We start from the raw sequence: 23,456 nt of genomic DNA, 5'->3' as shown, positions 1-23,456 counted from the left end.
TTTCGTTTTGAAAATGACAGGTGCTTTTTTTCGTTTCTGGAAAGGAGTCACATGAATGTATTTGAAGTTGTAAAAGAAAATGTTACTGCCCGACAAGCCGCAGAAGCCTATGGCTTGAAAGTGGGTCGCACTGGTATGGCGTGCTGTCCGTTTCACTCGGATAAGTCCCCCAGTATGAAGCTGGATGAACGCTATTACTGTTTTGGCTGCGGAGCAACTGGAGACGCTGTTGATCTGACAGCGAAGCTATTCGGTATCGGGCTGAGGGAAGCTGCTGTCAAACTTGCTGAAGATTTTGGTCTTAACTATGACAGCCGACAAAAGCCCAGTATTCGCCCTCGTATTCGTGAGCCGACACCGGAACAGAAGTATCAAAAAGAAGAAAATCATTGCTACAAGGTGCTGACGGATTATTTTCATCTTCTTAGAGAATGGGAAAAGAAATACGCTCCTAAACAGCCGGATGAGGAATGGAATCCCCTGTTTGCAGAAGCACTGTATAAGAAGAACTATATCGAATATCTACTTGATATTCTTCTGTATGGTTCATTGGAGGAACGAAAAGCACTTGTGGCAGAACAGAGAAAGGAGGTGTTAAAACTTGAACAGCGAATTGCAGAACTGTCAGCAGACAGAACCATGCACAGTAGAAGAAATCCGAAACAGCTTAGAGCAGAGCGAGAAAGGTAAGGTTTATAATACTGCCGCAAATTATAAGCGTGTTCTGCAATATGACCCACTTTTGAAAGGGGCTATCCGAAAAAATCTTCTGACCGAAAGAATCGACATTGTGAAGCCCCTCGGTTGGTATCGTGACAGCCCGACATTGACGGATGTGGATGTGAAATATCTGCTCCTATATTTTGAAGAAAACTATGGATTGACCGTAGAGAAGAAAATCATAGACGCAGTTGCGGTTATTGCCAATGAAAATCGTTACCACCCTGTCTGTGATTTTCTCAATGCCTTGCAATGGGACGGAACAGAACGCATACGCTTCTGTCTGCACCGCTTTCTCGGTTCTGATACAGATGATTACACCTATGAAGCATTGAAGTTGTTTCTGCTGGGTGCTATCTCACGAGCTTTTAAGCCGGGGTGCAAATTTGAGGTTATGCTCTGTCTTGTGGGCGGTCAGGGAGCCGGAAAGTCCTCTTTCTTCCGTTTGCTTGCGGTCAATGATGACTGGTTCTCTGATGACTTGAAAAAGCTGGATGATGAAAATGTGTACCGCAAAATGCAGGGGCATTGGATTATTGAAATGTCGGAAATGATTGCAACCGCCAACGCTAAGAGCATTGAAGAAATCAAGTCCTTTCTGAGCCGCCAAAAGGAAACCTATAAGATACCCTATGAAACACATCCGGCAGACAGAAAAAGACAATGTGTGTTTGGAGGTTCTTCTAATACCCTTGACTTTCTTCCCCTTGACCGAACAGGCAACCGCCGCTTCGTTCCGGTTATGGTCTATCCTGAAAGGGCTGAGGTTCATATTTTGGCAGATGAACAGGCTTCCAGAGAGTATATCAATCAGATGTGGGCAGAAGCTATGGAGATTTACAGAAGTGGCAATTTCCGTCTGAGATTCAGTCCGGCTATGAACGCTTATCTGAAAGCCCACCAAAAGGACTTTATGCCGGAGGACACAAAGGCAGGACAGATTTTAGACTATTTGGAACGCTATTCCGGCAGCATAGTCTGCTCTAAGCAGCTTTACAAGGAAGCACTGGGGCATGATTATGACGAACCGAAACAATGGGAGCTGCGAGAGATCAACGACATTATGAATAACGCTGTCACAGGCTGGAGGGCGTTCAGCAATCCGAGGTATTTTCCAGAGCCTTACCGCCGACAAAAGGGCTGGGAGCGTATCAGGAATGACAACGAGCCTGACAACAGCATGGATGGTTTTCAAGAAATCCCGACAGAGGAAATGGAACAGTTAGGACTTCCGGAAGAATGGTTGAAGCAAAAATAAAAGCCCGTTGTCGCTTCGGTTGTCGAGCCGGTTGTCGGTCTGGTTGTCGGGCAAAAATCCCGAAAGCCTTGATATTGCGGCACTTTTCCCTCTCTGACAACCATGACAACCAATATTATAAAGAAAAAGGAAATAGTAAAAAGATAGTATCGCCCGATAAAGAAAAAAGGTTTTCTGATGTCCGTTGTCGGAACTTCGTTGTCAGACCTTTCCTTGTCGGGCTTTTTCATTCAAGGAGGAATATCGTATGACAAATATTGTGAACAGTACACTACCCACCCCAAATAACCATTCGGAGAAAAACAAACCGGATGGAGTTTTTGTGATTAAGCAAGGCAAAACAAATTATAAAGTCAAAGTGTTTTTTGACCATAGTAGCGGTTTGACTGCGGAGGACAGGTTGAAACGCATTATTCAGGCAGAAGCAGAGAGAGAATCTGCGTAAGTAATATGAAAAATATCCACGCACCCCCTTGACAAAAGCTTTCAGATTTTTCTATCCTTATTTAAGATGCATATTAAAAAAGCTGTTCAGCTTTTCAAAAGGAATGACATCTAAATTGTCATAAAGATCAACATGGCTCGCTCCCGGAATGATAAGCAGTTCTTTATTATCTCCGGCCATTTTTTCATAAGCTCCCTCACTGAAGTAACGGGAATGCGCTTTTTCTCCATGTACCAGTAGAACCGCAGACCGAATTTCAGCGGCATACTGCAAAATTGGCATATTCATAAAGGACAGAGGAGAGGTCACATTCCATCCGTTGTTGGAATTAAGAGAACGAGGATGATAACCACGCTCGGTTTTATAGTAAGCATAATAATCTTTTACAAACTGTGGGGCATTGTCCGGCAAAGGATCGATGACACCGCCTGCAAGGGCATAACTGCCATTTTTATAATCCTCAGTACGCTGGGTATTCATTGCCAGTTTTTTGGCGAAACGAGCCTCGGGTGTGTTTTCATTGTCAAAATAACCGTTGGCATTTACACGGGTCATATCGTACATGGTCATTGCCGCAGTTGCTTTGATACGGGTGTCCTGTGCAGCAGCGTTGATTGCCATACCGCCCCAGCCGCAGATACCGATGATACCAATTCTGTCTGTGTCAACATTCTCCTGTACGGACAAAAAATCCACAGCCGCACAGAAATCTTCCGTATTGATGTCCGGAGAAGCCACATAACGAGGACTACCACCGCTTTCGCCTGTAAAGGACGGGTCAAAAGCAACGGTCAAAAATCCGTACTCTGCCATTTTTTGAGCATATAGACCGGAGGATTGCTCCTTGACCGCACCGAACGGACCGCTGACGGCAATAGCGGGAAGCTTGCCCACCACACTTTTTGGCGTGTACATATCCGCCGCCAGTGTGATGCCGTAGCGGTTATGGAAAGTCACTTTTTTGTGATCCACCTTGTCGCTTTTCGGGAACACCTTGTCCCATTCTTGTGTTAAATTTAATTTTTCCATGATGGTAATATCTCCTTAGTTCTCGTCTAAAATTTCAATTTTATCAAGCCAGTCTGTAACTGCTGTTAATGCTTCATCCTGCGAATTTTGTGCCACAGAACCTCTTATTTCTAATCCATCCAAAACATCTGCACCTGTGCAGATTTCAGCAATGCTGCTGTCGGTGGAAGAAAGACCACTGCCTTCGTGGGTACAGAACGGAATGATTGTCTTTCCCGAAAAATCATAACTCTCAAGAAATGTGTAGACTGCCATCGGCATGTCGCTCCACCAAATCGGGTAACCGAGAAAGATAACATCATAATCTTCCATGCTTTCCACGGTAGCTGACAGTTCGGGACGAGCATCTTCTTCCTGCTCCTGCCTTGCGGTTTCTGTACAAGCTTCGTATTCATCGGGATATGGCACAACGGTGCTGATTTCGAATAGGTCAGCATCGACCTGTTCTGCAATCATATCTGCTATTATGTGAGTGTTTCCTTTTTCAATATGCCCGACACCATAATTTTCACCAGTGCGGGAAAAGTATGCTACTAGAACTTTCATAGTCTCTGTATCTCCATTCTCATCTTGTTGTGTGCTGCTACTTTCTTCTTTTGCGGCATTACTTTCTTCTGAAACGGTATACCCGGTAGTTTCTGTTGTTTCGGCATTTTGACTGCTATTGCAGGCAGATAAGGCAAAACACATGAAAAGTATGAGTAACAACGATATAACTTTTTTCATAATCCATGTTAGCCATTGCAATCTTTCTGTATAACTGCTATACTAATGATAAAACCTAAACCTAACTTTAGGTCAAGAGGTTTGCAAAATAAATTTGTTAACTTTTTGTGGAGGCATACATGTATACGATTGGACAGGTTTCGGAAATGTTTGGACTTCCGATTTCAACTTTGCGCTATTATGACAAGCAGGGGCTTTTTCCGGGAATGGAAAGAATTTCCGGCATCCGTAAATTCAGTGAGAAAGAGATTGAAACATTACGTGTAATTGAGTGCCTGAAACGCTCCGGTCTGGAAATCAAGGATATTAAACAGTTTATGGACTGGTGTGTGGAGGGAGTAGCTACTTATCCTCAACGAAAAGAACTGTTTGAGAAGCAAAAGAAAACAGTGGAAGCTGAAATTGAACATTTAAGTCGTGTGTTGGATATGATTAAATTCAAGCGCTGGTATTATGAACAAGCCATGCAGGATGGCAACGAAGATCGGGTACATAGTATGATACCGGATAAGTTGCCGGAGGATATTCAAAAGATGTACGATCACGCACATAAAGAATAAAGAAATGCTGCATATTTGCCCTTTAGAGACAAATATACGGCATTATTAGTATTCAAATGGAATGAAGTTTTAGTTTGTGGATATAGAAAATGCCCTCCCGGCCATCATGGTCGAGAGGGTTTCGTGCATTTACGGGATTACCCTCCAATATCAATTTTCAGTCCGGACTTAAGCTCCACAGTGAAGTGGTCCTCCCAGACAATGATCCGCTCAAGCCAGCGCTTTACCAGGGCTTCGTCGAAAGCTTCCAGGTGTGCGGGCTGCTGCTTTATGAAATAGCGCACCACCTCTCTGCAAAATGGGTATAGAAAAAGCACCGTCCAAATAACCCTTGAACGATGCTCTGATAGTTAGCGGATTGTTGCTCAATCTTCTATCTCTTTATATTTTGTTTTATTGCAGTGGTCACTGCATCTATATTGAATGGCTTTGAAATGTGTCCGTTCATTCCAGAATCCAAGGATGCCTGTACATCTTCCTTGAAAGCATTTGCAGATTGTGCGATGATTGGAATTTTCGCAGCGTCTGGGCGCTCCTTGCTCATTGCACGAATTGCCCTTGCCGCCTGATGCCCATTCATTTTAGGCATCAGGACATCCATTAGAATCACATCATATGTGTCTGCTGGATTGTTGGCAAAACAAGCAACTGCGTCCTGTCCGTCTACTGCACGAGTTACATGCATACCTGCTTCTTCGAGCAGCGTGATTGCCAATTCCGCATTCAGCTCATTATCTTCTGCGAGAAGAACCTTTACTCCATTAAGGCTGACATTCTGTATCAGATTCAGCTCAGGTATCTGTTTTGGGTCTGCAAGTTCCATAGGAATTTCTACTGTAAAAGACGAACCACACCCTTTCTTGCTGTGAACCGTAATTGTACCGCCCATCAGTTCTACATATTGCTTGGAAATTGCCATTCCAAGCCCCGTTCCGGCATAATGGGTTCGTGCGCCGTTATCCTCCTGTGAAAAGGGTTCAAACAGCCTTTTTTGAAATTCTTCACTCATACCAATGCCATTGTCTTTTACCGCATAACTGCTTACAATATGCCGTTCGTCTATGCCCGGTTTGATACTAATTTCAAAAGTAATCGTTCCGCCATCTTTTGTAAACTTGACCGAATTGCTCAGAAGATTCGTCAATATCTCACGAATTTTTGTTGCATCCGTCAGAACATAAAGTTCTTTGGGGATGTTGCGATGTATCTCAAATGTTAAATCACGATTCAGTAGGAGTCCATCCACGATAGCAATCACATTATCTATTAGGACAGGCAAATTCTCCGGCTCAGGTGAGAAGCTTACCTTTCCGTTCTCGATACGGCTAAGATCCAGTACATTATTCAATAACAACAGCAGATGCTCTGAACTTATTTTTACCTTTTGCAGACTATCGTGAATTTCAGATACATTTGTCTGGTTCAGTGCAATGTCCGTAAATCCGATAATAGCATTCATAGGTGATCGAATATCATGTGACATGTTAAGTAAGAAGGATGATTTTGCTCTGTTTGCGGTCTCTGCTTTTTCCGCAGCCTCGCGCAACAAAATCGTCTGTTCAATTTCATCTTCTCTTTTTCTTTTGTAGCCGATAAAGCAGACAGCACAAAGCAAAAACAGCACACATCCTGCCATAGCTCCAACATAAACGGATGCTCTTCTTGTTCGCTCTACAAGCCCATTCACAGACTGCATATCCATTTCAATGCATAAAGCACCAACTATTTCATCCGAATCGCCCGTTATAGGATAACAGGCTGTGAAAATAGGACCCCATGTCGTATCAACAATGTTCTGCGAATACACCGTTTCTCCTGAAAGAGCCTTGTTAATATACGGAATCATTTCATCCTCAATATAGTCTCCCGGATGTCTGACATCTCCTGCGTTGGGATCCAGACCGTCCACCACATAGATCAGCCTGTTTTCTTCATTTCGGGTGGCGGTGTATAAATATCTGGTTGAATTCAGCGTTCGAATTTCATTTAGAAACGAGGAAACCTCGTGATACATTTCTGTATTTTCATCAGATTGATGGCGGAGCGTGGCAAATTCTTCTCTTCCGATTTTTTTATTTACCAATTTATGAATTGCATCTGCATTTTCCATATCACGTTTGAGTTCCGTTTCAAGGGCGATATCTGTATACGATTTTTGCAGAATATATGTATATGCTGATGCCAACAATGTGATTGAAAGCGTCAAAATTGCAAATAAACCTATGGAAAACTTGGTAAATCTCTGCTTTAACTCTTGGATGTCTTTGACTGACTTCTTGTCTGCTTGTGTTTTCATTCAATTTGACTCCACTTTTTATTTCATAGAAATATGTGGAAGGGGCTGATGTAAATACCGCATCTGCAGAGCGTGCATTTTTCCATCAGCTGATTCGCTTTTCAGATTTATCCTTTAATTGTTTCCTTATCCGTTCGGATGTTCAGATTTGTTGCTGACATACGCACAACCTCCACATGGCTTACAGTATACTCACATACTCGTGTCACGTCAATATAGTGTCATTATATGAGCTGTGAACTTTCTGTGAAAAGGCATCCATGTCAGATTGCGTAGCCATCTGCGAATAGCCTTTATATTCATCAGAAGGGTGATCCCTCTGGGATGGGGATTTATCCGTGGATATGCGGCTTTGCGGTATGAGAAGGTTTATTTTTTTGTTTGGGGTTTCAAACTTTTATGTGACAAACATAACTGTCTGTGTTATTATAAAAATGATATAAGCGAAAATGACTTTTGCGGAAACGAAAGTATCTTTATATTTTTTTATCCGTATACTTCCCATGATGGGGATAAATACTTGCAAAGTTGATTACTAATATTTTTTCATTATTACAGGTACAATAAGAACATGTAATAGCGGAAATGAGGTATAGTTACTTGCAGGTAGAGAAGTATATTGCGGATAAAATAACATCTTTATGTGAAAAGCGTGATATCAGTAAATACAGATTATCGCAGCTGTCGGGAATTTCCCAGTCGTCACTGGGAAGGATCATGGCGCAGGAAAACCTGCCGTCGCTGATCACACTTGAAAAAATATGTGCAGCTTTGGGCGTGACATTATCGCAGTTTTTTCAGGAAGGTAATTCAGAGAATCTGACAGAAAAACAGAAAGAAGTTCTAGGGATATGGAACAATCTGAATGCAAATGAGCAGGAAACAGTAATGTCAATGCTTCGTGGACTTCGGAAGTAGAAGAACAGTTCGAGTATATATATCGGCTGTTCTTTTTTTGTTTTCAGGTGTTAAAACGGTAATGTTTTTCTTGTGTACAGTAGAGCGCTATAGTATAATAAAACCAGTTTTTTGCATAAGTTTAAAAGCTATAATAAGGAAATCGGCAAACCAGATGAAAGTCTGGGACGCAAAGCTACAGGGCCTGTAAAATGGCAGCCAGTTGCATAAAATGAGGTGCACTGTCTGTCTGACAGTGCTTTTTTGTGGTGTTATTTCATAGGCGTAACTATAATGACTTTATCAGGAAAGAAAGAGGTAAAGTATGAAAAAGGCAAAACATTGTCTGATAGCAGTGGTGTCAGGTGTACTTGTAGCAACTGCTGTCTTGTCTGGATGTGGACAGTCAAAGAAAGAAGTATCTAAAAATGATGATCATCTTACCGTTTATCTGTGGGAAAATCGTTTGATGAAAAATATTGCACCCTATATCCATGAACAGTTTCCTGATCAGGATATTGAATTTATTATTGGGAACAATGATACCGATTTATACAGTTATTTTAAAGAACATGATGAATTACCGGATATCATAACAGTACGTCGATTTTCCGGAACAGATGCACAGGACTTACAGCCTTATCTTATGGATTTTGCTTCTTATGATGTTGTTTCTAAGTATTATTCCTATGCGGTGCAATATTATAAGAATGCGGAGGATGAAATCCAGTGGCTGCCAATCTGTGGTATTCCTCAGACGATCATTGCCAACAAAACACTGTTTGATCAGTATGGCGTAAAGATTCCAGAAAATTATGAGGAATATGTACAGGCCTGTCAGCAGTTTTATGATAAGGGCATAAAACCGTATTCCATGGATCTTGGGGAAGACTGGTCTAATAATGAAATCATCCAGGCGGCGGCAATCGGTGAGTTTACAAGCCTGGATGGTATTGAATGGCGAAACGGTGCAGAGACTGCAGCGGATGAAGTGAAGTTTGATGATATATTATGGAAACGTATTTTTTCAGAAACCAGTCAGTTTCTTAAGGACTCGCATTTTGGCAAAGAAGATATCAATATTGACATCAATACAGGAACCCAGATGTTTGTCGAGGGAAAATCAGCAATGTTTCATGGACATCCGACGGTTATGCAGCAGCTGCAGAAACAGATGGATGCGGAGCTGCTCCGTATTCCTTACTTTTCACAGACATCGGATGAATCCTATGTGTACATGACTCCGTCATTAAACATTGCATTTAACAAAAACCTGGAAAAAGACCGGGAGAAACTGGATACTGCACTGGATGTGCTGGATTGTATGATTTCAGAAGAGGGGCAAAAGCTGATTGCGGATGGAAGCGGTGTTATTTCATTGAATACAGACGTTCCAACCATGATGCAGGATGTACCTGGACTGGAAGAGGAAATTAAAAATAATGCTGTTTATATCCGATATTCCGCTCAAAAATCATTTGATGCAAGTCTTGAGGCTGTTCACGGATTACTGTCAGGGGAAATGGATGAAACGCAGGCTTATGATACTTTGCGCAGTGTAATGAATCGTAAAGCTCCAGAAGAAAAAGCAACGGTGAATTTTGAAAATGAATATTCCATTTCACTGAACGATAGAAATGGCCGTGATGCAGCATCTTCCATTTTAACTACGATCAGAGAAGAAAATGATGCACAGCTGGCTCTGGCACCATATTATTATTTCACTTCTTCTATATATAAAGGAGAATGCACCAATAGCCGGGTTGGCATGATGACAGCAAAGAGTTCAGATACAGCATTATATTTTACAAAAATTAGTGGTAAACAGGTTTGTGAACTCGTGGAAAATTATTTCACCGATGCGGATGAGAATTTTTATGTAACCAATAAATACGAATTACCAATTGCATCCGGTATGAAAATGATCGTCAATCAAGAGGAAAGTGGATTTTCATTAAAGGACTTGACAGTTAATGATAAGAAAATAGACAAAGAAAAGGAATACTCGATTCTTCTTACAGACACCACAATGTCTGTTTTGAAAAAAATAAATCCGAAATGTGAGATTGAGCAGCTTAAAGATACAACATTATCAAGTGCATGGATCGAAGCAATGTCAAAAGGACAGCAGCCGTCAGCACCGGAAGATTATATAGAGGTTGAACAGTAAAAGTGGAGATAGAACAAACGGTAAATAAAAGAAAAAAAATAACAAGGCTGTTGCTTATACTACTTATTATTCTTTTAAGCGTAGTTTGTATAAAGTATCTTATAAGTAAGTCTAGCAAGTATATCAGTGAAAATGGAAAAAGCAGTATGGGAGCTGTTGTTGAACAGATGCAGCAGACCTATGATCTTCAAGTGAGTGGGTACTACAGCCAGCTGCAGTTGGTTGAGGAATTTTTACTTCATGAGAGGGAGCTGTCTCTTGAAACGGATGTGAACAAAAGTTTCTTTGAAGCATGGGAAAAAGAATTGAAAAGTACACTTATATTCCTTCAGGAAAATGGTCAGGCAATATCAGCAGGTGGAACAAAAATGCGGATTGATATGCCAAGTAAACTTCTGCTGGATTTAAAGAACGGATACAATATTGGAAAACTGGTGCGTCTTGATTATGCTCAGAAGAAAAAAGACGGTTATCTGGTTGCGATTCCATGTCAGGAATATACCATCAATGGGGAAACTTATACGGCAATTGGAGCTGTGTTTGATCATTCGAAACTGGATTCCATGTTAAAACTGAAAGGTTATGACGGGAAAGCATATTTGTTCATGCTGGATAATGACGGAAATATTACATATACGAACCAGAGTGGTGATAAATACCTGCGTAATTATTCTCTGTTAAAACATTTAAAAGGAGAACAGGCTATTACAGAAGAAGAGGCTGATTTGTTCAAAAAGAAGTTTGATAACAGAGAATCCGGAGTTGCACTTTTGGGAAAACAGAACCCCTATTATCTGGGGTATTGCCCGATAGAAAGCAACAACACCATTTTGGTATGTATTGTGGAAAGGGGAGTTGTTGACAATGTGCTGAGGGATTACCAGAAAACGGTGTTGTTTACAACAATACTCATGGCAGGTTATATATTTTTACTTTTTGCCGGATTATTCTACAGTATTTCCAGACTTAGTCTTGCAGATCAAAAAGCAGAATATGAAAAAAGAAATAATGAACTTCATTTACAAACAATGAAGGAAATGGAAGTAGTCAATCAAAAACTGAAAAAGGCAAAGAACGTTGCAACAGAGGCTTTGCAGACAGCTGAAAATGCAAATAAGGCGAAAACGGATTTCCTGTCTAATATGTCACATGATATTCGTACACCTATGAATGCAATCATTGGTATCACATCTTTGATCAGACATGATGCAGGTAATAAAGCAAAAGTTATAGAGTATGCAGAAAAAATAGACATTTCATCACAGCACCTGTTAGGAATTATCAATGATGTTCTGGATATGAGCAAGATTGAGGCAGGAAAAACAGTCTTCAAGTATTCTGACTTTTCTATTCTGGATCTTGTACAGGAACTTGACACTATATTTCATACTCAAATATATGAAAAGCAGCAGACCCTTACAATCATAAAAGAAAATATTCAGCATGAGTGGGTGAATGCGGATCAGGTTCACCTGATGCAGATTTTCAGCAACCTGCTTTCCAATGCAGTGAAGTATACCCAGGAAGGTGGGGAAATTCAGTTCTTTGTAGAAGAATGTGAGACAAAGTCATCTGTCTATGCAAAGTACCGTTTCTTAGTTAGCGATAATGGTATGGGAATGTCGGCAGATTTCAAGGATACAATTTTTGATGCGTTTACCCGTGCGGAAAGTTCCCTTACAAATAAAATACAGGGAACCGGACTTGGAATGGCGATTACTAAGAATCTGGTTGAGGCAATGGGAGGTACCATTGATGTGGAGAGTGAATTGGGACAGGGAAGCTGTTTTGAGGTTCTCTTGGATCTGAAAATTGCAGAGGATAGAACGGTTGCTCTGGCGGCACAAGAAGAAACAGATGAGCAGGATGGAAATATTCTGCAGGGAATGAAATTCCTGTGTGCAGAGGATAATGAGTTGAACGCGGAGATCCTGATAGAACTGTTAAAAATTGAAGGTGCGGAATGTACCATTTGTGAAAATGGCGAAGAGATTTTGGAAGCATTTGAACAGTCTGCTCCAGGTGATTATGACATGATTCTGATGGATGTGCAGATGCCTGTTATGAATGGTTATGATGCAACGAAGGCAATCCGCAGAAGCTCCCATGAAGCGGCAAAGAAGATTCCAATCATTGCAATGTCTGCCAATGCATTCTCGGAGGACATTCAGAATTCTTTGGCAGCCGGTATGAATGCACATATTTCAAAACCGGTTGAGATGAAGGTGCTGGAAAAGACGATCAGAAGCATAAAATCTGGTGGGGGGGGGTACCGAACCGCAGGTCACTGAACAGTGACAAATGGATTTGATGCGACAGTGCAATTTTATTAAACCAGGAGGTTGACCAGGAGATTTAATATGATTTCGAGAGCTAAGAAATATGTGGCAGTGTTACTGACTTTTGTATGCGTGTGTATGATATTTTCTCCCCAGACTGCATATGCAGCCGAGGACAGTTCGCAGCATGAAACTGTCAAAGTCGGTTTCTTTGCCATGGATGGTTATCATGTGATGGATGAAGAAGGCAACCGCAGTGGGTATGGCTATGATTTTCTTCGGCTGATGGCCCGTTATTGGGATGTAGATTACGAATATGTCGGATATGATAAGAGCTGGGATGATATGCAGCAGATGCTTGAAGATGGCGAGATCGACATGGTAACATCTGCCCGCAAAACACCGGACAGAGAAGAAAAGTTTGATTTTTCACGTCCCATCGGAACCAATTATGGGATGCTGACCGTCCTCAGTGACAACAGCACGATTGTGGACGGCAATTACAGCACTTACAACGGTATGCGTGTGGCGCTTTTGAACGGAAACACCCGGAATGAAGAGTTTGCGGATTTTGCAGACAACAAAGGATTTACATATGTTCCATCTTATTTTGATACGACCGCAGAAATGAAGGAAGCCCTTCAGAGCGAAAAAGTTGATGCGATTGTTACCAGTTCTCTGAGAAAAACAAACAATGAGCGAATCGTGGATAAATTTGGCAGCAGCGATTTCTATGTCATTGTTAAAAAAGGTAATACAGAATTGCTGAATGAGATCAATTATGCAATCGACCAGATGAATGCAGTTGAGGGTGACTGGAAAACGACACTTTATAATAAAAATTATGAAAGCATCGAAACTAAGAATCTGGAATATACGGAGAAAGAAAAAAGTATTATTTCACAGTATACCAAGGACAACCCGCTTCATGTTCTGTGTGATCCGACCCGTTATCCATATTCTTATAATGAAAATGGTGAGATGAAGGGTATTATCCCGGATTACTTCCGGAAAATTGCAGACTATGCCGGGATTTCCTATGAGTTTCTTACACCTGCCACCAGAGATGAGTATATTGCTTATCAGAAAAATACGGAAACCACAGATATGAGCATCGATGCACGCCTGGAAACAGATAACTATGCTGAAACGAAAAAATGGGGGATTACTGCACCTTTCATTACGATGCAGCTGGCAAGGGTGACACGGCGTGACTTTGATGGAAAAATTAATGTTGTTGCTACTGTTGACCAGACAGCATCAAAGTCAATTGAAGATGCAATGGCACCCGGTGCAGAAAAGCTGATGTGCAGTACCCGACAGGAAATGATGGAAGCTGTCCGTAAGGGTAAAGCAGATGCTACCTTCGTCTACTATTACATGGCACAGGCGTTTGTGAACAGTGACACTACGGGCACCATGACATATACTCTGCTGGAGCAGCCTACATTCACCTACCGCATGGTAATTTCATCAACTGAGAACCATGCGCTGGCTGGTATTCTGACGAAAGCAATGTATGCCATGCCACAATATCTTATTGAAGATCTTGCAGCACAGTATACTACACACAAAGCAACAGAGCTGACATTTGTTGACTGGATCCGTCTGCATCCTGCTGTTACTGTTTGGGTTCTTCTTATTTTTGGATGGCTGCTGACTGCTATGGCTGTGATAATGGTGCGTCTCAGTGCAAGAAAAAAAGCGCAGAAGGCGGCCCAGGAGAAAGCTGAGGAAATGGCGGAATTGGCAGAGCATGCACAGGCTGCAACCAAGGCAAAAACAGCATTTCTGTCACATATGTCCCATGATATGAGGACACCGATGAATGCAATCATAGGATTTACTGGTATTGCAATGAAAAACAATCCGTCAGACGAGGTGAAAAATTGTCTGGAAAAGATTGACGAAAGCTCAGAGCATTTACTGTCGCTGCTCAATGATGTATTAGATCTGACCCGCATCGAAAGTGGAAAAGTGAAATACAATCCGGTACCGGCGGATGTGAAAAGCATTACAGATTCTGCATTGGATATTACAAAAGGCTTTCTTACGAACAGGGATATCAACTTTAAGATTCAGCGTGAAGAAGCAAAGATTCCAAATGTACTTGCGGATCCTGCACGCCTGCGTGATGTGCTGGTCAATATTCTGAGCAATGCCGTAAAATACACTCCGGATGGAGGGACGATTACATTTGAAGCCCGGTGTCTGGAAAAGGGCGGGGATGGATATATAAATATGCGTTACCGCATTTCGGATACTGGTATTGGCATGAGTGAGGAATTTACAAAAGAAGTTTTTGAGGAATTTGCACAGGAAGATTCCGATGTGAGAACGCAGTACCATGGAGTTGGACTGGGGATGGCTATCGTAAAGAAGTATGTAGATATGATGGGTGGAACCATTTCCGTGCAGAGTAAAAAGCATGAGGGAACCACATTTACTGTGGATATTCCTTTGGAAATTACAGATAAGGAATGTAATAAGTCAGACACAGGTATTTCTGAAAAGGTGAATCTTACAGGTGTGAATGTCCTTCTTGCAGAGGATAATGAACTGAATGCAGAGATTGCTGCCGTGCAGTTGGAAGAGTTCGGGATGAATGTAGAAAGAGTTGTGGATGGAAAGAATGCTGTTGAGATTTTCAGAAATCATCCGGAAGGCACATTTGATGTAATCCTGATGGATATCATGATGCCTGAAATGAATGGTTATGAAGCAGCAAAAGCAATCAGGGCAATGAATGACAGACCGGATGGAAAAAACATTCCTATTATAGCAATGACAGCTAATTCATTTGCAGAAGATGTTCAGGCATCACTGGATGCAGGAATGAACGCACATTTGTCAAAGCCGATTGTGATTGATGAAGTTATAAAAACGATTTTAAGGTATGTATATAATTGATTAGCAGAGGTTCATGAATTAGTGGAATACAATTGACAGGAGGACTAAAATATGACAATGCAAGAGTGTTACGAAGCTATTGGAGGAAACTATGAAGCTGTCTTGGGACGCCTTCACAGCGAAGCACTGATTCGGAGATTTGCATTAAAGTTCCTTGAAGATCAGAGTTATATACAGTTAAAACAGGCATTGGAAAATAAAAATTATGAAGATGCTTTTCGCGGTGCACACACACTGAAAGGGGTGTGTCAGAATCTTTCTTTTGACCGTCTGTATGAGGTTAGTCATGAGTTGACAGAACTTTTGAGAGATAGAACCGGAGAGCAGCCGGGGATACCGGAAGCAATGGAAAAAGTAACAGAAGTATATGAGATGACAATTGAAGAAATAAAGAAGGGGCTGTAGTATTAAGTGATGCGACATGACTTTCTGCCTTGAATCAAGTGCTTGGAACATCATAAAAATGAGTGGATAAAGGAAACAAAATGTCGATTCACCAATAATTGGCCAAAGCGAACGTGGGAAAACTCCACCGCTCCCAGCGCATGGCCGATTCGCTTCGGTGCTTCCGGCTCTGCTTCCATCTCCGGCTCATCCAGCAGCTCATATACCCGCTCCATGGAGGCCAGCGCCGATTGCAGAGAGTTTGTCATATAGGAAAGCTCTGTGATCGGTTCGCTGGACATGTTCATGTACTGGAAAAAGGCCTGGAACGTGCCGGGGGTCAGGCTGCCTTTCATAAGCATCCCACCGCCGAGGATCGCAATCCATGTGTCTGCCCTCCACGGCAATGTTGATCTTGTCGGCGGTGATGGTAGGGATCAGCAAAGCGCCTGCCGCATTCGCCAGCGTGACAAGTAGGATGAATACACACTTGCCGCAGCCTACGCATCGTTCCGCCTCCACGGCGGCGTAGCAGCCGCGGCGCACCCTGACAGCCCCCAGTGGACAGGTATTTTCACACACACCGCAGGCGACGCACCGCGTCTTATCTACGGCAGTCAGTTTCTTTGACAGCATAGCGTTCCTCCCTTAATCCTGCAAGGATTTGTAATAGAGCATACAGTGGCAAAATCCCTCGAAGCCGGGATCTGCAATTTGATCCTTAAACTCCTGGCACATACACTTGGTTGCCTCTGTGCGCTCCCTGCGGCAGGGACAGTATCCGTCGGTGCGCTTGAGTCCTTCTTTGATGGTATTGACAATCTCCGGATCGGGATTGAACTTGATTTTCATGTTCACCACCTCTTTCTTGTTTCATGATTGTGGCTTTATCATACCGCAGGGCAAAGCATTTTTCTGTGACGAAGTCACATTGATAAAAAAATCCGGTGCTCAAAAAGCACCGGGTTTTTGAAAGATGAATCACGCTTTCCACAGACTATGGAGGTTACAATAGGCGTAGACCGCTTCGACTTCATCGCCCTCGCAGAGAGCGAAGCAGACCTCCGGCTTTTCGCCGGGATGCAGTTCCTTGCGCTGATTGCCTTGCTTGGTCTGGAGAGATACCCATTCGATGTAGTGCTCCGGCAGCATAGGATGCTCCAAGGAGCCGACCTTGACATGGACGATGCCGTTTTCTACCGTCCAGACGGGAACATGCTTCTCCACGGCGGCGTCGGTGGTGCCGGGAACGATCTCGCTCATCGGCTCGCCGCAGCAGATGACAGGGACACCTGCGTCCTTAACTTTGGCAATGATGTTGCCGCAATGCTTGCAAATGTAAAACTTCTGCTCCATGATGATTCTCCTTTTCTTTCTTTAATAATTCTCCGCGTGAATTTCAAAGTAGCTCTGGGGATGATTGCAGGCAGGGCAGATCTCGGGCGCCTTCTCACCGATCACGATATGACCGCAGTTGCGGCACTCCCACACCTTGACTTCGCTCCTAGCAAAGACCTCTGCCATCTCCAGATTGTGCAGCAGGGCGCGGTAGCGCTCCTCGTGGTGCTTTTCAATGGCGGCGACCAGACGGAACCGCTGCGCCAGTTCATGAAAGCCTTCTTCATCGGCGGTTTTGGAAAAGCCGTCGTACATATCCGTCCACTCGTAGTTCTCGCCCTCAGCGGCAGAGAGAAGATTTTCAGAGGTATCGCCAATGCCGTTCAGTTCTTTGAACCACAGCTTGGCGTGTTCCTTTTCGTTGTCAGCGGTTTTAAGGAACAACGCCGCGATCTGCTCATGGGTCATGCGTATCGTGTCGGAGCCGGTACGCTCCGCTTCGGCAAGGAGAAACTCTGCCAGCCGCCGATCCAATCCCTTGAACATGATCTGCTGCATCGCCCACATCACATCAGAAAAGCGTGTCCATTTCGTGTTCGGTCAAGGATGACCAGAACGGAAGCTGTGTCAGTGTTCGTTCCATATCAATGGCAGCTATGCTTGCCGCAGCCGTGGTTACCGCAGGTGTGACCTTTCTCGCCGTGCTCATGGTCATGGTGATCACAATGAACATTGGGGTCATAGCCCAGATTTCCGCTGAGCAATGCGCTCACCGCTGCATCAGCGTCCCCGCTGACACCGCCGTAGAGCTTGATCCCCGCTTCGGCGAGTGCTGCCTGAGCACCGCCGCCGATGCCTCCGCAAATCAAAGCGTCCACGCCGTTCTGCATCAGGAAGCCTGCCAGTGCGCCGTGACCGCTGCCGTTGGTATCAACAACTTCCACATGAGTGATTTTGCCGTCCACAGCTTCATAAAGCTTGAACTGTTCGGTGTGGCCGAAATGCTGAAAAATTTGACCCTTTTCATAGGTAACTGCAATTTTCATAATGGAATCTCCTTTGCATTTTTTGTTGGATTTTTCTGTGTTGGCTCTCTGCATCCGGCACCAACGGCCGCAGTGGGCTGCCTCCTGTCCTCCGCAGATGCGGTAGTTTCCCCCGGTGATGTGCAGTGGTTTCCCGTGGACAAGACACGCTGCGATCTTGCGCCGTGCGACTTCGTAAATCTCCTGCACGGTAGAGCGTGAAATGTCCATTTGCGCGGCACACTGTTCGTGGGTTTGCTGCTCCAAGTCAACCAGACGAATGACCTCGTATTCGTCTAGCGTCAGCAGGATCGGCTTGGTATTCTCGCACCCATTGGGGCAGAAGGTATCAACTTGTGGTGCGCCACAAATCCGACGGCACCGTGGCGGTCTTGGCATGGACGCGTTCCTCCTTTTATTTTCGGTATATACCGATTATAACACCTCGCTCAGAAAAATCAATACAGATTTTTCAAAAGCCGCTGTAATGCTTATCAGAATCTCAAATATAAATATGGAAATCGCCATTTTTGGTGCAGAGGATATTCAAATCTCCAAGCTGTGTGTCGGATGCATGAGTTTCGGCAAGGCATTGACCAGAATCCCGCGGATGGCAGCCGGAAATGCAGCGCCGTCCCAATCAGCGGCTTTTCTGTTTCCGGTATTCCGTTGGGGTTAATTGGTAGCGTTTTTTGAATAATCTGCAAAAATAGTCAACGTTATGAAATCCTGTCTCAGAAGAAATGAGACTGACTTTTTTCTCGGTTTTTGAAAGCAACTGACCGGCCTGTTTTAAACGGTAGTTAATGAGATAGTTAACCGGCGTTATATGTAAATATTTCCGAAATAGATTCAAAGCGGTACTTTTACTGACCATTGCCTGTTCTGCAATGTCATCCAATGAGATACTCCGTGAGTAATTTAGATGGATAAATTGAAGCATGAGCTGTAACCGGGCTTGAGAAGCGGTTGAATGATCCTTGTGTTCTTCCTGGTATGAAATGTCTGTGTTTTCAAATATTTCCAGCCAGAGATTCTGAAGGAGAGAACTGGTAAGGAGTTCTTTGGATAGAACGGAATCCTGTGCAGAAATAATTTGCCGCATGATAGATAAAACCTTTGCTTGCCAGCATACTTTTTTATGAAATACGAGAAATGGCAATGAGGAAGAAATGATCGGCAGAATATATTTCTGATAAATCAGGCTGTCGCAAGGGGCAATAAAAGAAGGCATAAATACAAAATTGGGAATGAGGGCTTTTGAGGGAGAATAAAGGCGATGGAGTACCTTTGTATTAATGAATATGCCATTTCCTTCGGTTAAATGAAATTGGTCTTCTCCAATCCACAAAGTAACGGTTCCGGATTCAATATAAATAAACTCCAATTCAGTATGCCAGTGCCATTCGATACAGTTGAAATCAAAAACGGACAGATCTTCATAGTAAAACTGGAAAGGATAGAGAGTGCTTCCGTGCTGAGCTGTCTCCATCAAATCTTCACCTGTAATGATTTTGGTATAGGTTGTATTTATATTCATAGAAACCCCACTCTTTGAAACATACTTTACGATATTATACAATAAATTTCGGAAATAAATCAATGAAAATAAAGATGTTATGTTATATAATTCAATAAAAAACGAGGAGTGATGACCGTGCCAAATTACCGGAAAACAAAAATAGCCTGTTATATGGGATTTATTACACAGGCAATTGCAGCTAATTTTGCCCCATTGTTATTTTTGAAATTTCATAATGATTATCAGATTGCACTTGGAAAAATCGCGTTGATTTCTACCTGCTTTTTCCTTACACAGTTGTTGGTAGACCTGTTTTGTGCAAAGTTTGTGGACAAAATAGGGTATCGCATCTGTATTGTTACTTCTGAGGTATGTTCCGCAGCAGGATTGGTTGGTCTGGCTTTTTTGCCGGAGCTTTTGCCGGAACCGCTTGTTGGAATTATCCTGAGTGTGATTGTATATGCAGTCGGAAGTGGTCTGATTGAAGTGCTTTGCAGCCCGATCGTGGAGGCGTGTCCATTTGATAACAAAGAGGCAACGATGAGTCTGCTTCACTCTTTTTATTGTTGGGGAGCAGTGGGAACGATTGTGATCTCTACACTGTTTTTTGCGGTGTTTGGCATGGACAGCTGGAAATGGCTGGCTGTCTTATGGGCGCTTGTTCCGGCCATAAATATCTATAATTTTGCAACCTGTCCGATCGAGCATTTGGTAGATGAGGGGGAAGGAATGGGAATAAAAGAACTGTTTCGAAAACCTCTTTTCTGGCTTTCCATATGCTTGATGATTTGCTCCGGTGCATCAGAACTGGCTATGGCACAATGGGCATCTGCTTATGCGGAAGCTGCTCTGGGGCTGTCAAAGACAGTTGGTGACCTGGCCGGTCCCTGCATGTTTGCTGTTACAATGGGGATCAGTCGTATAATTTTCGGAAAATATGGTGATAAAATGGATCTGATGAAATTTATGATCGGATCTGGAATTTTATGTGTGATATGCTACCTGCTTGTTTCTGTATCGTTGAATCCGATATCAGGTTTGATTGGATGTATTATCTGTGGCTTTTCTGTTGGGATTATGTGGCCCGGCACAATCAGTATTTCATCAGAAAGATTTCCGGCAGGTGGAACGGCTATGTTTGCTTTGCTTGCTATGGCGGGGGACCTGGGTGGAAGCATAGGTCCGGGGATTGTTGGACGTGTTACACAAAGTGCAGGAGACAATATTCGTGCAGGTATGGGAGTTGGGCTATTGTTCCCGGTTATTTTATTAATCGTGCTTTTTATTTTTGCAAGGCAAAAAAATAATAAATGAAAGCTTTTTATAATTCATTACATAGAAGTAATAAGTCAGAAAACTGCCCAAAGAGTGATGGACTCAATTACAAAATATATTGAATCTAAGCTACTTCTAAAAGTAAATCGCAAGAAAAGTAAAATAGGAAGACCAATAGAGATAAAATACTTGGGATTCACATTTTACAATCAATTCAAAGCCAAGAAGTATAAAGCCAAAGCTCATGAAAAGTCAGTACAAAAGGTAGTAAGAAAATGGAATGACCAAAGGCAAACAGGAAGTGCCAGAAGATGATGCCCTTGACTTTTCTCCAAAAAAGTTTTACTATCAAACTACTATTAGATAGTATTAAAAACTAGATATCGGGGTAATGTAAAAAAGAAGTGGTTTGAAAGTTGAAGAAAGGCAGGGGCGATCAGGACATGAATAAGAAAGCATGGAAAGCGGGTGCGGTATCGGCACTGGCAGTTGGAGCGGGGCTGGCGGCAGCGGCGTCGAAGCGGAAAAAGGCAGGAAAAGTGGTTAAGTCGGCTTCGGATTACCGGAATACGGAACGCGGCAGCCAGGAGAAAAACAGCAAGGGAATTTATTATTCAAAGGGAAATTATGAGGCATTTGCACGTCCGGAGAAACCGGCGGGAATCGAGGGCAAATCGGCTTATATCGTCGGAAGTGGATTGGCTTCTCTGGCGGCGGCGTGTTTTCTAGTGAGAGACGCACAGATGCCGGGAGAAAATATCCATATTCTGGAGGCGATGGAGGTAGCAGGTGGTGCATGTGACGGTATTCAGGATCCGACCCGTGGATATGTGATGCGCGGCGGCCGCGAGATGGAGGATCATTTTGAGTGCCTGTGGGATCTGTTCCGCAGCATCCCGTCCCTGGAGGTGCCGGGGGCATCAGTTCTCGATGAATATTACTGGCTGAATAAACACGATCCGAACTACTCGCTCTGTCGTGCGACGGTCAACCGAGGCGAGGACGCACACACGGACGGCAAATTCCGCTTGAGCCAGAAAGGCAGCATGGAGATCATGAAGCTGTTCTTCACGAAGGATGAGGATCTGTATGACAAATCCATTGAGGATGTGTTTGATAATGAGGTGTTTGATTCGGATTTCTGGCTGTACTGGAGAACAATGTTTGCGTTTGAAAATTGGCACAGTGCATTAGAGATGAAACGCTATTTTCAGCGTTTTATCCACCACATCGGCGGACTTCCGGATTTCTCGGCACTCAAATTTACGCGTTACAACCAGTATGAGTCGTTGATTCTGCCGATGCAGAAATATCTGGAGGCGGCAGGCGTCCAGATCCAGTTTGGCACTGAGGTTACGAATGTGCGGTTTGACATCCAGGGTGAGAAAAAGGTTGCGAAGGCGATCGAGTACGTGAAGGGCGGCGAGAAGAAGGAAATCGCGTTGACTGAGGATGATTTTGTCTTTATTACGAACGGAAGCTGTACTGAGGGAACGATCTACGGCGACCAGAATCAGGCACCGGTAGAAGGTGCGGAAGTGCGTACCAGCGGCTGCTGGAGTCTGTGGCGTCAGATTGCTGCGCAGGATCCGGCATTTGGACATCCGGAGAAATTCTGCTCGGATATCCAGAAGACGAACTGGGAGTCTGCGACGGTCACGACTTCGGATGAGACAATCATTTCCCAGATCCGCAAGATTTGCCGCAGGGATCCGAGAAGTGGACGCGTCGTAACAGGCGGTATCGTGAGCTGCCGTGATTCAAGCTGGCTGCTCAGCTGGACGATCAACCGTCAGGGACAGTTCAAAGCGCAGAATAAGGACGAGATCTGCGTCTGGGTATACAGTTTATTTACGGATGTACCGGGCGATTATGTGAAGAAGCCGATGCGCGCCTGCACGGGCAAGGAGATCACCGAAGAATGGCTGTACCATCTCGGAATCCCGGAGGATCAGATCGAGGAACTGGCTGAGAACCATGCGAACTGTACGCCGACGATGATGCCGTATATTACAGCATTCTTTATGCCGCGGCGTGCCGGAGACCGCCCGGACGTTATCCCGGATGGATGTGTCAATGCGGCATTTCTGGGGCAGTTTGCGGAGACCCCGCGTGATACTATTTTCACGACCGAGTATTCCGTCCGCACCGCGATGGAAGCGGTGTACGGCTTGTGCGGCGTAGACCGCGGCGTACCGGAGGTATGGGGAAGTGTCTACGATATCCGCGAGCTTCTGGACAGCACGGTCAAGCTGATGGACGGCAGATCGCCCCTGGAAATGAAGCTGCCGATGCCGCTTGAAGCACTCAAAAAGCCGATTCTCCGGAAGATTGACAAGACGGTGGTTGGAAAGCTGCTGCGCGATCACGGCGTGCTGAAAGACTGGATGGTGTAAGAGACTGAGGAACGCAGGTGTTACTGGACACGTATGCATGAACAGTAACACGCAGGTAAATATGGCTGCGTTAGATAAAGGAAGACAGGCTGTCACAAACAGAAGGCCCCGGACGGAAATCGTTCGTTTGGCATTCGTGTGGCAGCCTTTTTTTGTGTAACAGGAAATTGTCGTGAGGCACATTCTTTTTCACTTGCCCGTTTTTCTCTGACATGATACAATAAAG

General features: G+C 43.7%; 20 protein-coding genes, 1 pseudogene and 1 riboswitch. Of the genes and pseudogenes, 11 read left to right on the top strand and 10 right to left on the bottom strand.

Translation table 11 applies throughout. The annotated features are described in order from the left end of the window. Nucleotides 1–51: 51 nt before the first annotated feature. From DW720_RS10325 to DW720_RS10310, 3 genes are all read left to right on the top strand, one after another. Entirely contained in the window at nucleotides 52–690 is a 639-nt protein-coding gene (locus DW720_RS10325) for a CHC2 zinc finger domain-containing protein (protein ID WP_008371567.1), read from the top strand. Next, nucleotides 602–1,978 carry a virulence-associated E family protein gene (locus DW720_RS10320; protein ID WP_044930255.1) on the top strand — a complete coding sequence of 459 codons (1,377 nt, stop codon included), beginning with the start codon at nucleotides 602–604 and terminating at the stop codon, nucleotides 1,976–1,978. The genes DW720_RS10325 and DW720_RS10320 overlap by 89 nt, the downstream gene beginning before the upstream one ends. Before the next feature lie 247 nt (nucleotides 1,979–2,225). Continuing rightward, the gene (locus DW720_RS10310) at nucleotides 2,226–2,423 is read left to right on the top strand and encodes a hypothetical protein (protein ID WP_005335835.1); all 198 of its coding nucleotides are present in this window, start codon (nucleotides 2,226–2,228) and stop codon (nucleotides 2,421–2,423) included. 57 nt (nucleotides 2,424–2,480) lie between these two features. Here the strand turns inward: DW720_RS10310 and DW720_RS10305 are convergent, their stop codons facing one another. Both DW720_RS10305 and DW720_RS10300 read right to left on the bottom strand, forming a co-directional pair. Beyond that, complete coding sequence (locus tag DW720_RS10305) at nucleotides 2,481–3,452, bottom strand: alpha/beta hydrolase (protein WP_118743133.1); 972 nt, start codon at nucleotides 3,450–3,452, stop codon at nucleotides 2,481–2,483. A 15-nt stretch (nucleotides 3,453–3,467) separates the two neighbouring features. Beyond that, nucleotides 3,468–4,178, bottom strand: coding sequence for a flavodoxin (locus DW720_RS10300; RefSeq protein WP_118467160.1), 711 nt, complete (start codon nucleotides 4,176–4,178; stop codon nucleotides 3,468–3,470). A gap of 119 nt (nucleotides 4,179–4,297) precedes the next feature. Here DW720_RS10300 and DW720_RS10295 point away from each other — a divergent pair, with 119 nt between their 5' ends. Next, on the top strand, nucleotides 4,298–4,738 hold the full coding sequence (locus tag DW720_RS10295; RefSeq protein ID WP_118523259.1) for a MerR family transcriptional regulator: 441 nt from the start codon (nucleotides 4,298–4,300) through the stop codon (nucleotides 4,736–4,738). A gap of 373 nt (nucleotides 4,739–5,111) precedes the next feature. On the opposite strand, the gene DW720_RS10285 is transcribed toward DW720_RS10295, so the two are convergent. Next, a complete protein-coding gene (locus DW720_RS10285; protein ID WP_118743134.1) occupies nucleotides 5,112–7,034 on the bottom strand; it encodes an ATP-binding protein in 1,923 nt (640 codons plus the stop codon). Between the two features lie 585 nt (nucleotides 7,035–7,619). On the opposite strand from DW720_RS10285, the gene DW720_RS10280 reads away from it, so the two are divergent. From DW720_RS10280 to DW720_RS10260, 5 genes are all read left to right on the top strand, one after another. Next, entirely contained in the window at nucleotides 7,620–7,952 is a 333-nt protein-coding gene (locus tag DW720_RS10280; RefSeq protein WP_182427992.1) for a helix-turn-helix transcriptional regulator, read from the top strand. A 134-nt stretch (nucleotides 7,953–8,086) separates the two neighbouring features. Beyond that, nucleotides 8,087–8,162: riboswitch (cyclic di-GMP riboswitch) on the top strand. Between the two features lie 94 nt (nucleotides 8,163–8,256). Beyond that, the gene (locus DW720_RS10275; protein WP_118570313.1) at nucleotides 8,257–10,101 is read left to right on the top strand and encodes an ABC transporter substrate-binding protein; all 1,845 of its coding nucleotides are present in this window, start codon (nucleotides 8,257–8,259) and stop codon (nucleotides 10,099–10,101) included. 146 nt (nucleotides 10,102–10,247) lie between these two features. Further along, nucleotides 10,248–12,392 (top strand): ATP-binding protein, encoded by a 2,145-nt coding sequence (locus tag DW720_RS10270; RefSeq protein WP_118743135.1) that lies wholly within the window; start codon nucleotides 10,248–10,250, stop codon nucleotides 12,390–12,392. A gap of 69 nt (nucleotides 12,393–12,461) precedes the next feature. Then, the gene (locus DW720_RS10265) at nucleotides 12,462–15,290 is read left to right on the top strand and encodes a transporter substrate-binding domain-containing protein (RefSeq protein ID WP_118570314.1); all 2,829 of its coding nucleotides are present in this window, start codon (nucleotides 12,462–12,464) and stop codon (nucleotides 15,288–15,290) included. Between the two features lie 51 nt (nucleotides 15,291–15,341). Beyond that, nucleotides 15,342–15,695, top strand: coding sequence for an Hpt domain-containing protein (locus DW720_RS10260; RefSeq protein ID WP_107001123.1), 354 nt, complete (start codon nucleotides 15,342–15,344; stop codon nucleotides 15,693–15,695). 50 nt (nucleotides 15,696–15,745) lie between these two features. Here DW720_RS10260 and DW720_RS15750 read toward each other — a convergent pair whose 3' ends face one another. The 7 genes and pseudogenes from DW720_RS15750 to DW720_RS10225 form a co-directional block, all read right to left on the bottom strand. Further along, the gene (locus DW720_RS15750) at nucleotides 15,746–16,030 is read right to left on the bottom strand and encodes an ABC transporter ATP-binding protein (RefSeq protein WP_147352785.1); all 285 of its coding nucleotides are present in this window, start codon (nucleotides 16,028–16,030) and stop codon (nucleotides 15,746–15,748) included. Between the two features lie 197 nt (nucleotides 16,031–16,227). Further along, nucleotides 16,228–16,310 (bottom strand): annotated as a pseudogene (locus DW720_RS16220) (4Fe-4S binding protein); the annotation flags it as partial. A gap of 12 nt (nucleotides 16,311–16,322) precedes the next feature. Further along, nucleotides 16,323–16,532, bottom strand: a complete 210-nt coding sequence (locus tag DW720_RS10250) for a ferredoxin-thioredoxin reductase catalytic domain-containing protein (RefSeq protein WP_302386426.1) — start codon at nucleotides 16,530–16,532, stop codon at nucleotides 16,323–16,325. A gap of 123 nt (nucleotides 16,533–16,655) precedes the next feature. Beyond that, on the bottom strand, nucleotides 16,656–17,030 hold the full coding sequence (locus DW720_RS10245; protein ID WP_118743137.1) for a desulfoferrodoxin family protein: 375 nt from the start codon (nucleotides 17,028–17,030) through the stop codon (nucleotides 16,656–16,658). 21 nt (nucleotides 17,031–17,051) lie between these two features. Further along, nucleotides 17,052–17,570 carry a ferritin family protein gene (locus DW720_RS10240; protein ID WP_243023776.1) on the bottom strand — a complete coding sequence of 173 codons (519 nt, stop codon included), beginning with the start codon at nucleotides 17,568–17,570 and terminating at the stop codon, nucleotides 17,052–17,054. Between the two features lie 86 nt (nucleotides 17,571–17,656). After that, nucleotides 17,657–18,436, bottom strand: a complete 780-nt coding sequence (locus DW720_RS10235) for a DUF134 domain-containing protein (RefSeq protein ID WP_118555861.1) — start codon at nucleotides 18,434–18,436, stop codon at nucleotides 17,657–17,659. Nucleotides 18,437–18,677: 241 nt separating this feature from the next. Continuing rightward, nucleotides 18,678–19,577, bottom strand: a complete 900-nt coding sequence (locus DW720_RS10225) for an AraC family transcriptional regulator (RefSeq protein ID WP_107001117.1) — start codon at nucleotides 19,575–19,577, stop codon at nucleotides 18,678–18,680. A 111-nt stretch (nucleotides 19,578–19,688) separates the two neighbouring features. Here DW720_RS10225 and DW720_RS10220 point away from each other — a divergent pair, with 111 nt between their 5' ends. Beyond that, entirely contained in the window at nucleotides 19,689–20,873 is a 1,185-nt protein-coding gene (locus DW720_RS10220; protein WP_118743139.1) for an MFS transporter, read from the top strand. A 404-nt stretch (nucleotides 20,874–21,277) separates the two neighbouring features. Further along, entirely contained in the window at nucleotides 21,278–23,230 is a 1,953-nt protein-coding gene (locus DW720_RS10210; RefSeq protein ID WP_118743177.1) for an oleate hydratase, read from the top strand. The last annotated feature ends 226 nt before the right edge of the window (nucleotides 23,231–23,456 follow it).

It is taken from the genome of Clostridium sp. AM27-28 (genome assembly GCF_003480955.1).
GTDB classification, from domain to species: domain Bacteria; phylum Bacillota; class Clostridia; order Lachnospirales; family Lachnospiraceae; genus Otoolea; species Otoolea fessa.
This window is presented reverse-complemented; position numbering and strand designations above follow the sequence as displayed.

Excerpts from the sequence above, each read along its gene's own strand:
- DW720_RS10325 (WP_008371567.1), top strand. The coding sequence starts at position 52 with ATGAATGTATTTGAAGTTGTAAAAGAAAATGTTACTGCCCGACAAGCC.
- DW720_RS10310 (WP_005335835.1), top strand. The coding sequence starts at position 2,226 with ATGACAAATATTGTGAACAGTACACTACCCACCCCAAATAACCATTCG.
- DW720_RS10305 (WP_118743133.1), bottom strand. The coding sequence starts at position 3,452 with ATGGAAAAATTAAATTTAACACAAGAATGGGACAAGGTGTTCCCGAAA.
- DW720_RS10300 (WP_118467160.1), bottom strand. The coding sequence starts at position 4,178 with ATGAAAAAAGTTATATCGTTGTTACTCATACTTTTCATGTGTTTTGCC.
- DW720_RS10295 (WP_118523259.1), top strand. The coding sequence starts at position 4,298 with ATGTATACGATTGGACAGGTTTCGGAAATGTTTGGACTTCCGATTTCA.
- DW720_RS10285 (WP_118743134.1), bottom strand. The coding sequence starts at position 7,034 with ATGAAAACACAAGCAGACAAGAAGTCAGTCAAAGACATCCAAGAGTTA.
- DW720_RS10280 (WP_182427992.1), top strand. The coding sequence starts at position 7,620 with ATGAGGTATAGTTACTTGCAGGTAGAGAAGTATATTGCGGATAAAATA.
- DW720_RS10275 (WP_118570313.1), top strand. The coding sequence starts at position 8,257 with ATGAAAAAGGCAAAACATTGTCTGATAGCAGTGGTGTCAGGTGTACTT.
- DW720_RS10270 (WP_118743135.1), top strand. The coding sequence starts at position 10,248 with ATGGGAGCTGTTGTTGAACAGATGCAGCAGACCTATGATCTTCAAGTG.
- DW720_RS10265 (WP_118570314.1), top strand. The coding sequence starts at position 12,462 with ATGATTTCGAGAGCTAAGAAATATGTGGCAGTGTTACTGACTTTTGTA.
- DW720_RS10260 (WP_107001123.1), top strand. The coding sequence starts at position 15,342 with ATGACAATGCAAGAGTGTTACGAAGCTATTGGAGGAAACTATGAAGCT.
- DW720_RS15750 (WP_147352785.1), bottom strand. The coding sequence starts at position 16,030 with ATGAAAGGCAGCCTGACCCCCGGCACGTTCCAGGCCTTTTTCCAGTAC.
- DW720_RS10245 (WP_118743137.1), bottom strand. The coding sequence starts at position 17,030 with ATGGAGCAGAAGTTTTACATTTGCAAGCATTGCGGCAACATCATTGCC.
- DW720_RS10240 (WP_243023776.1), bottom strand. The coding sequence starts at position 17,570 with ATGCAGCAGATCATGTTCAAGGGATTGGATCGGCGGCTGGCAGAGTTT.
- DW720_RS10235 (WP_118555861.1), bottom strand. The coding sequence starts at position 18,436 with ATGCCAAGACCGCCACGGTGCCGTCGGATTTGTGGCGCACCACAAGTT.
- DW720_RS10225 (WP_107001117.1), bottom strand. The coding sequence starts at position 19,577 with ATGAATATAAATACAACCTATACCAAAATCATTACAGGTGAAGATTTG.
- DW720_RS10220 (WP_118743139.1), top strand. The coding sequence starts at position 19,689 with ATGACCGTGCCAAATTACCGGAAAACAAAAATAGCCTGTTATATGGGA.
- DW720_RS10210 (WP_118743177.1), top strand. The coding sequence starts at position 21,278 with ATGAATAAGAAAGCATGGAAAGCGGGTGCGGTATCGGCACTGGCAGTT.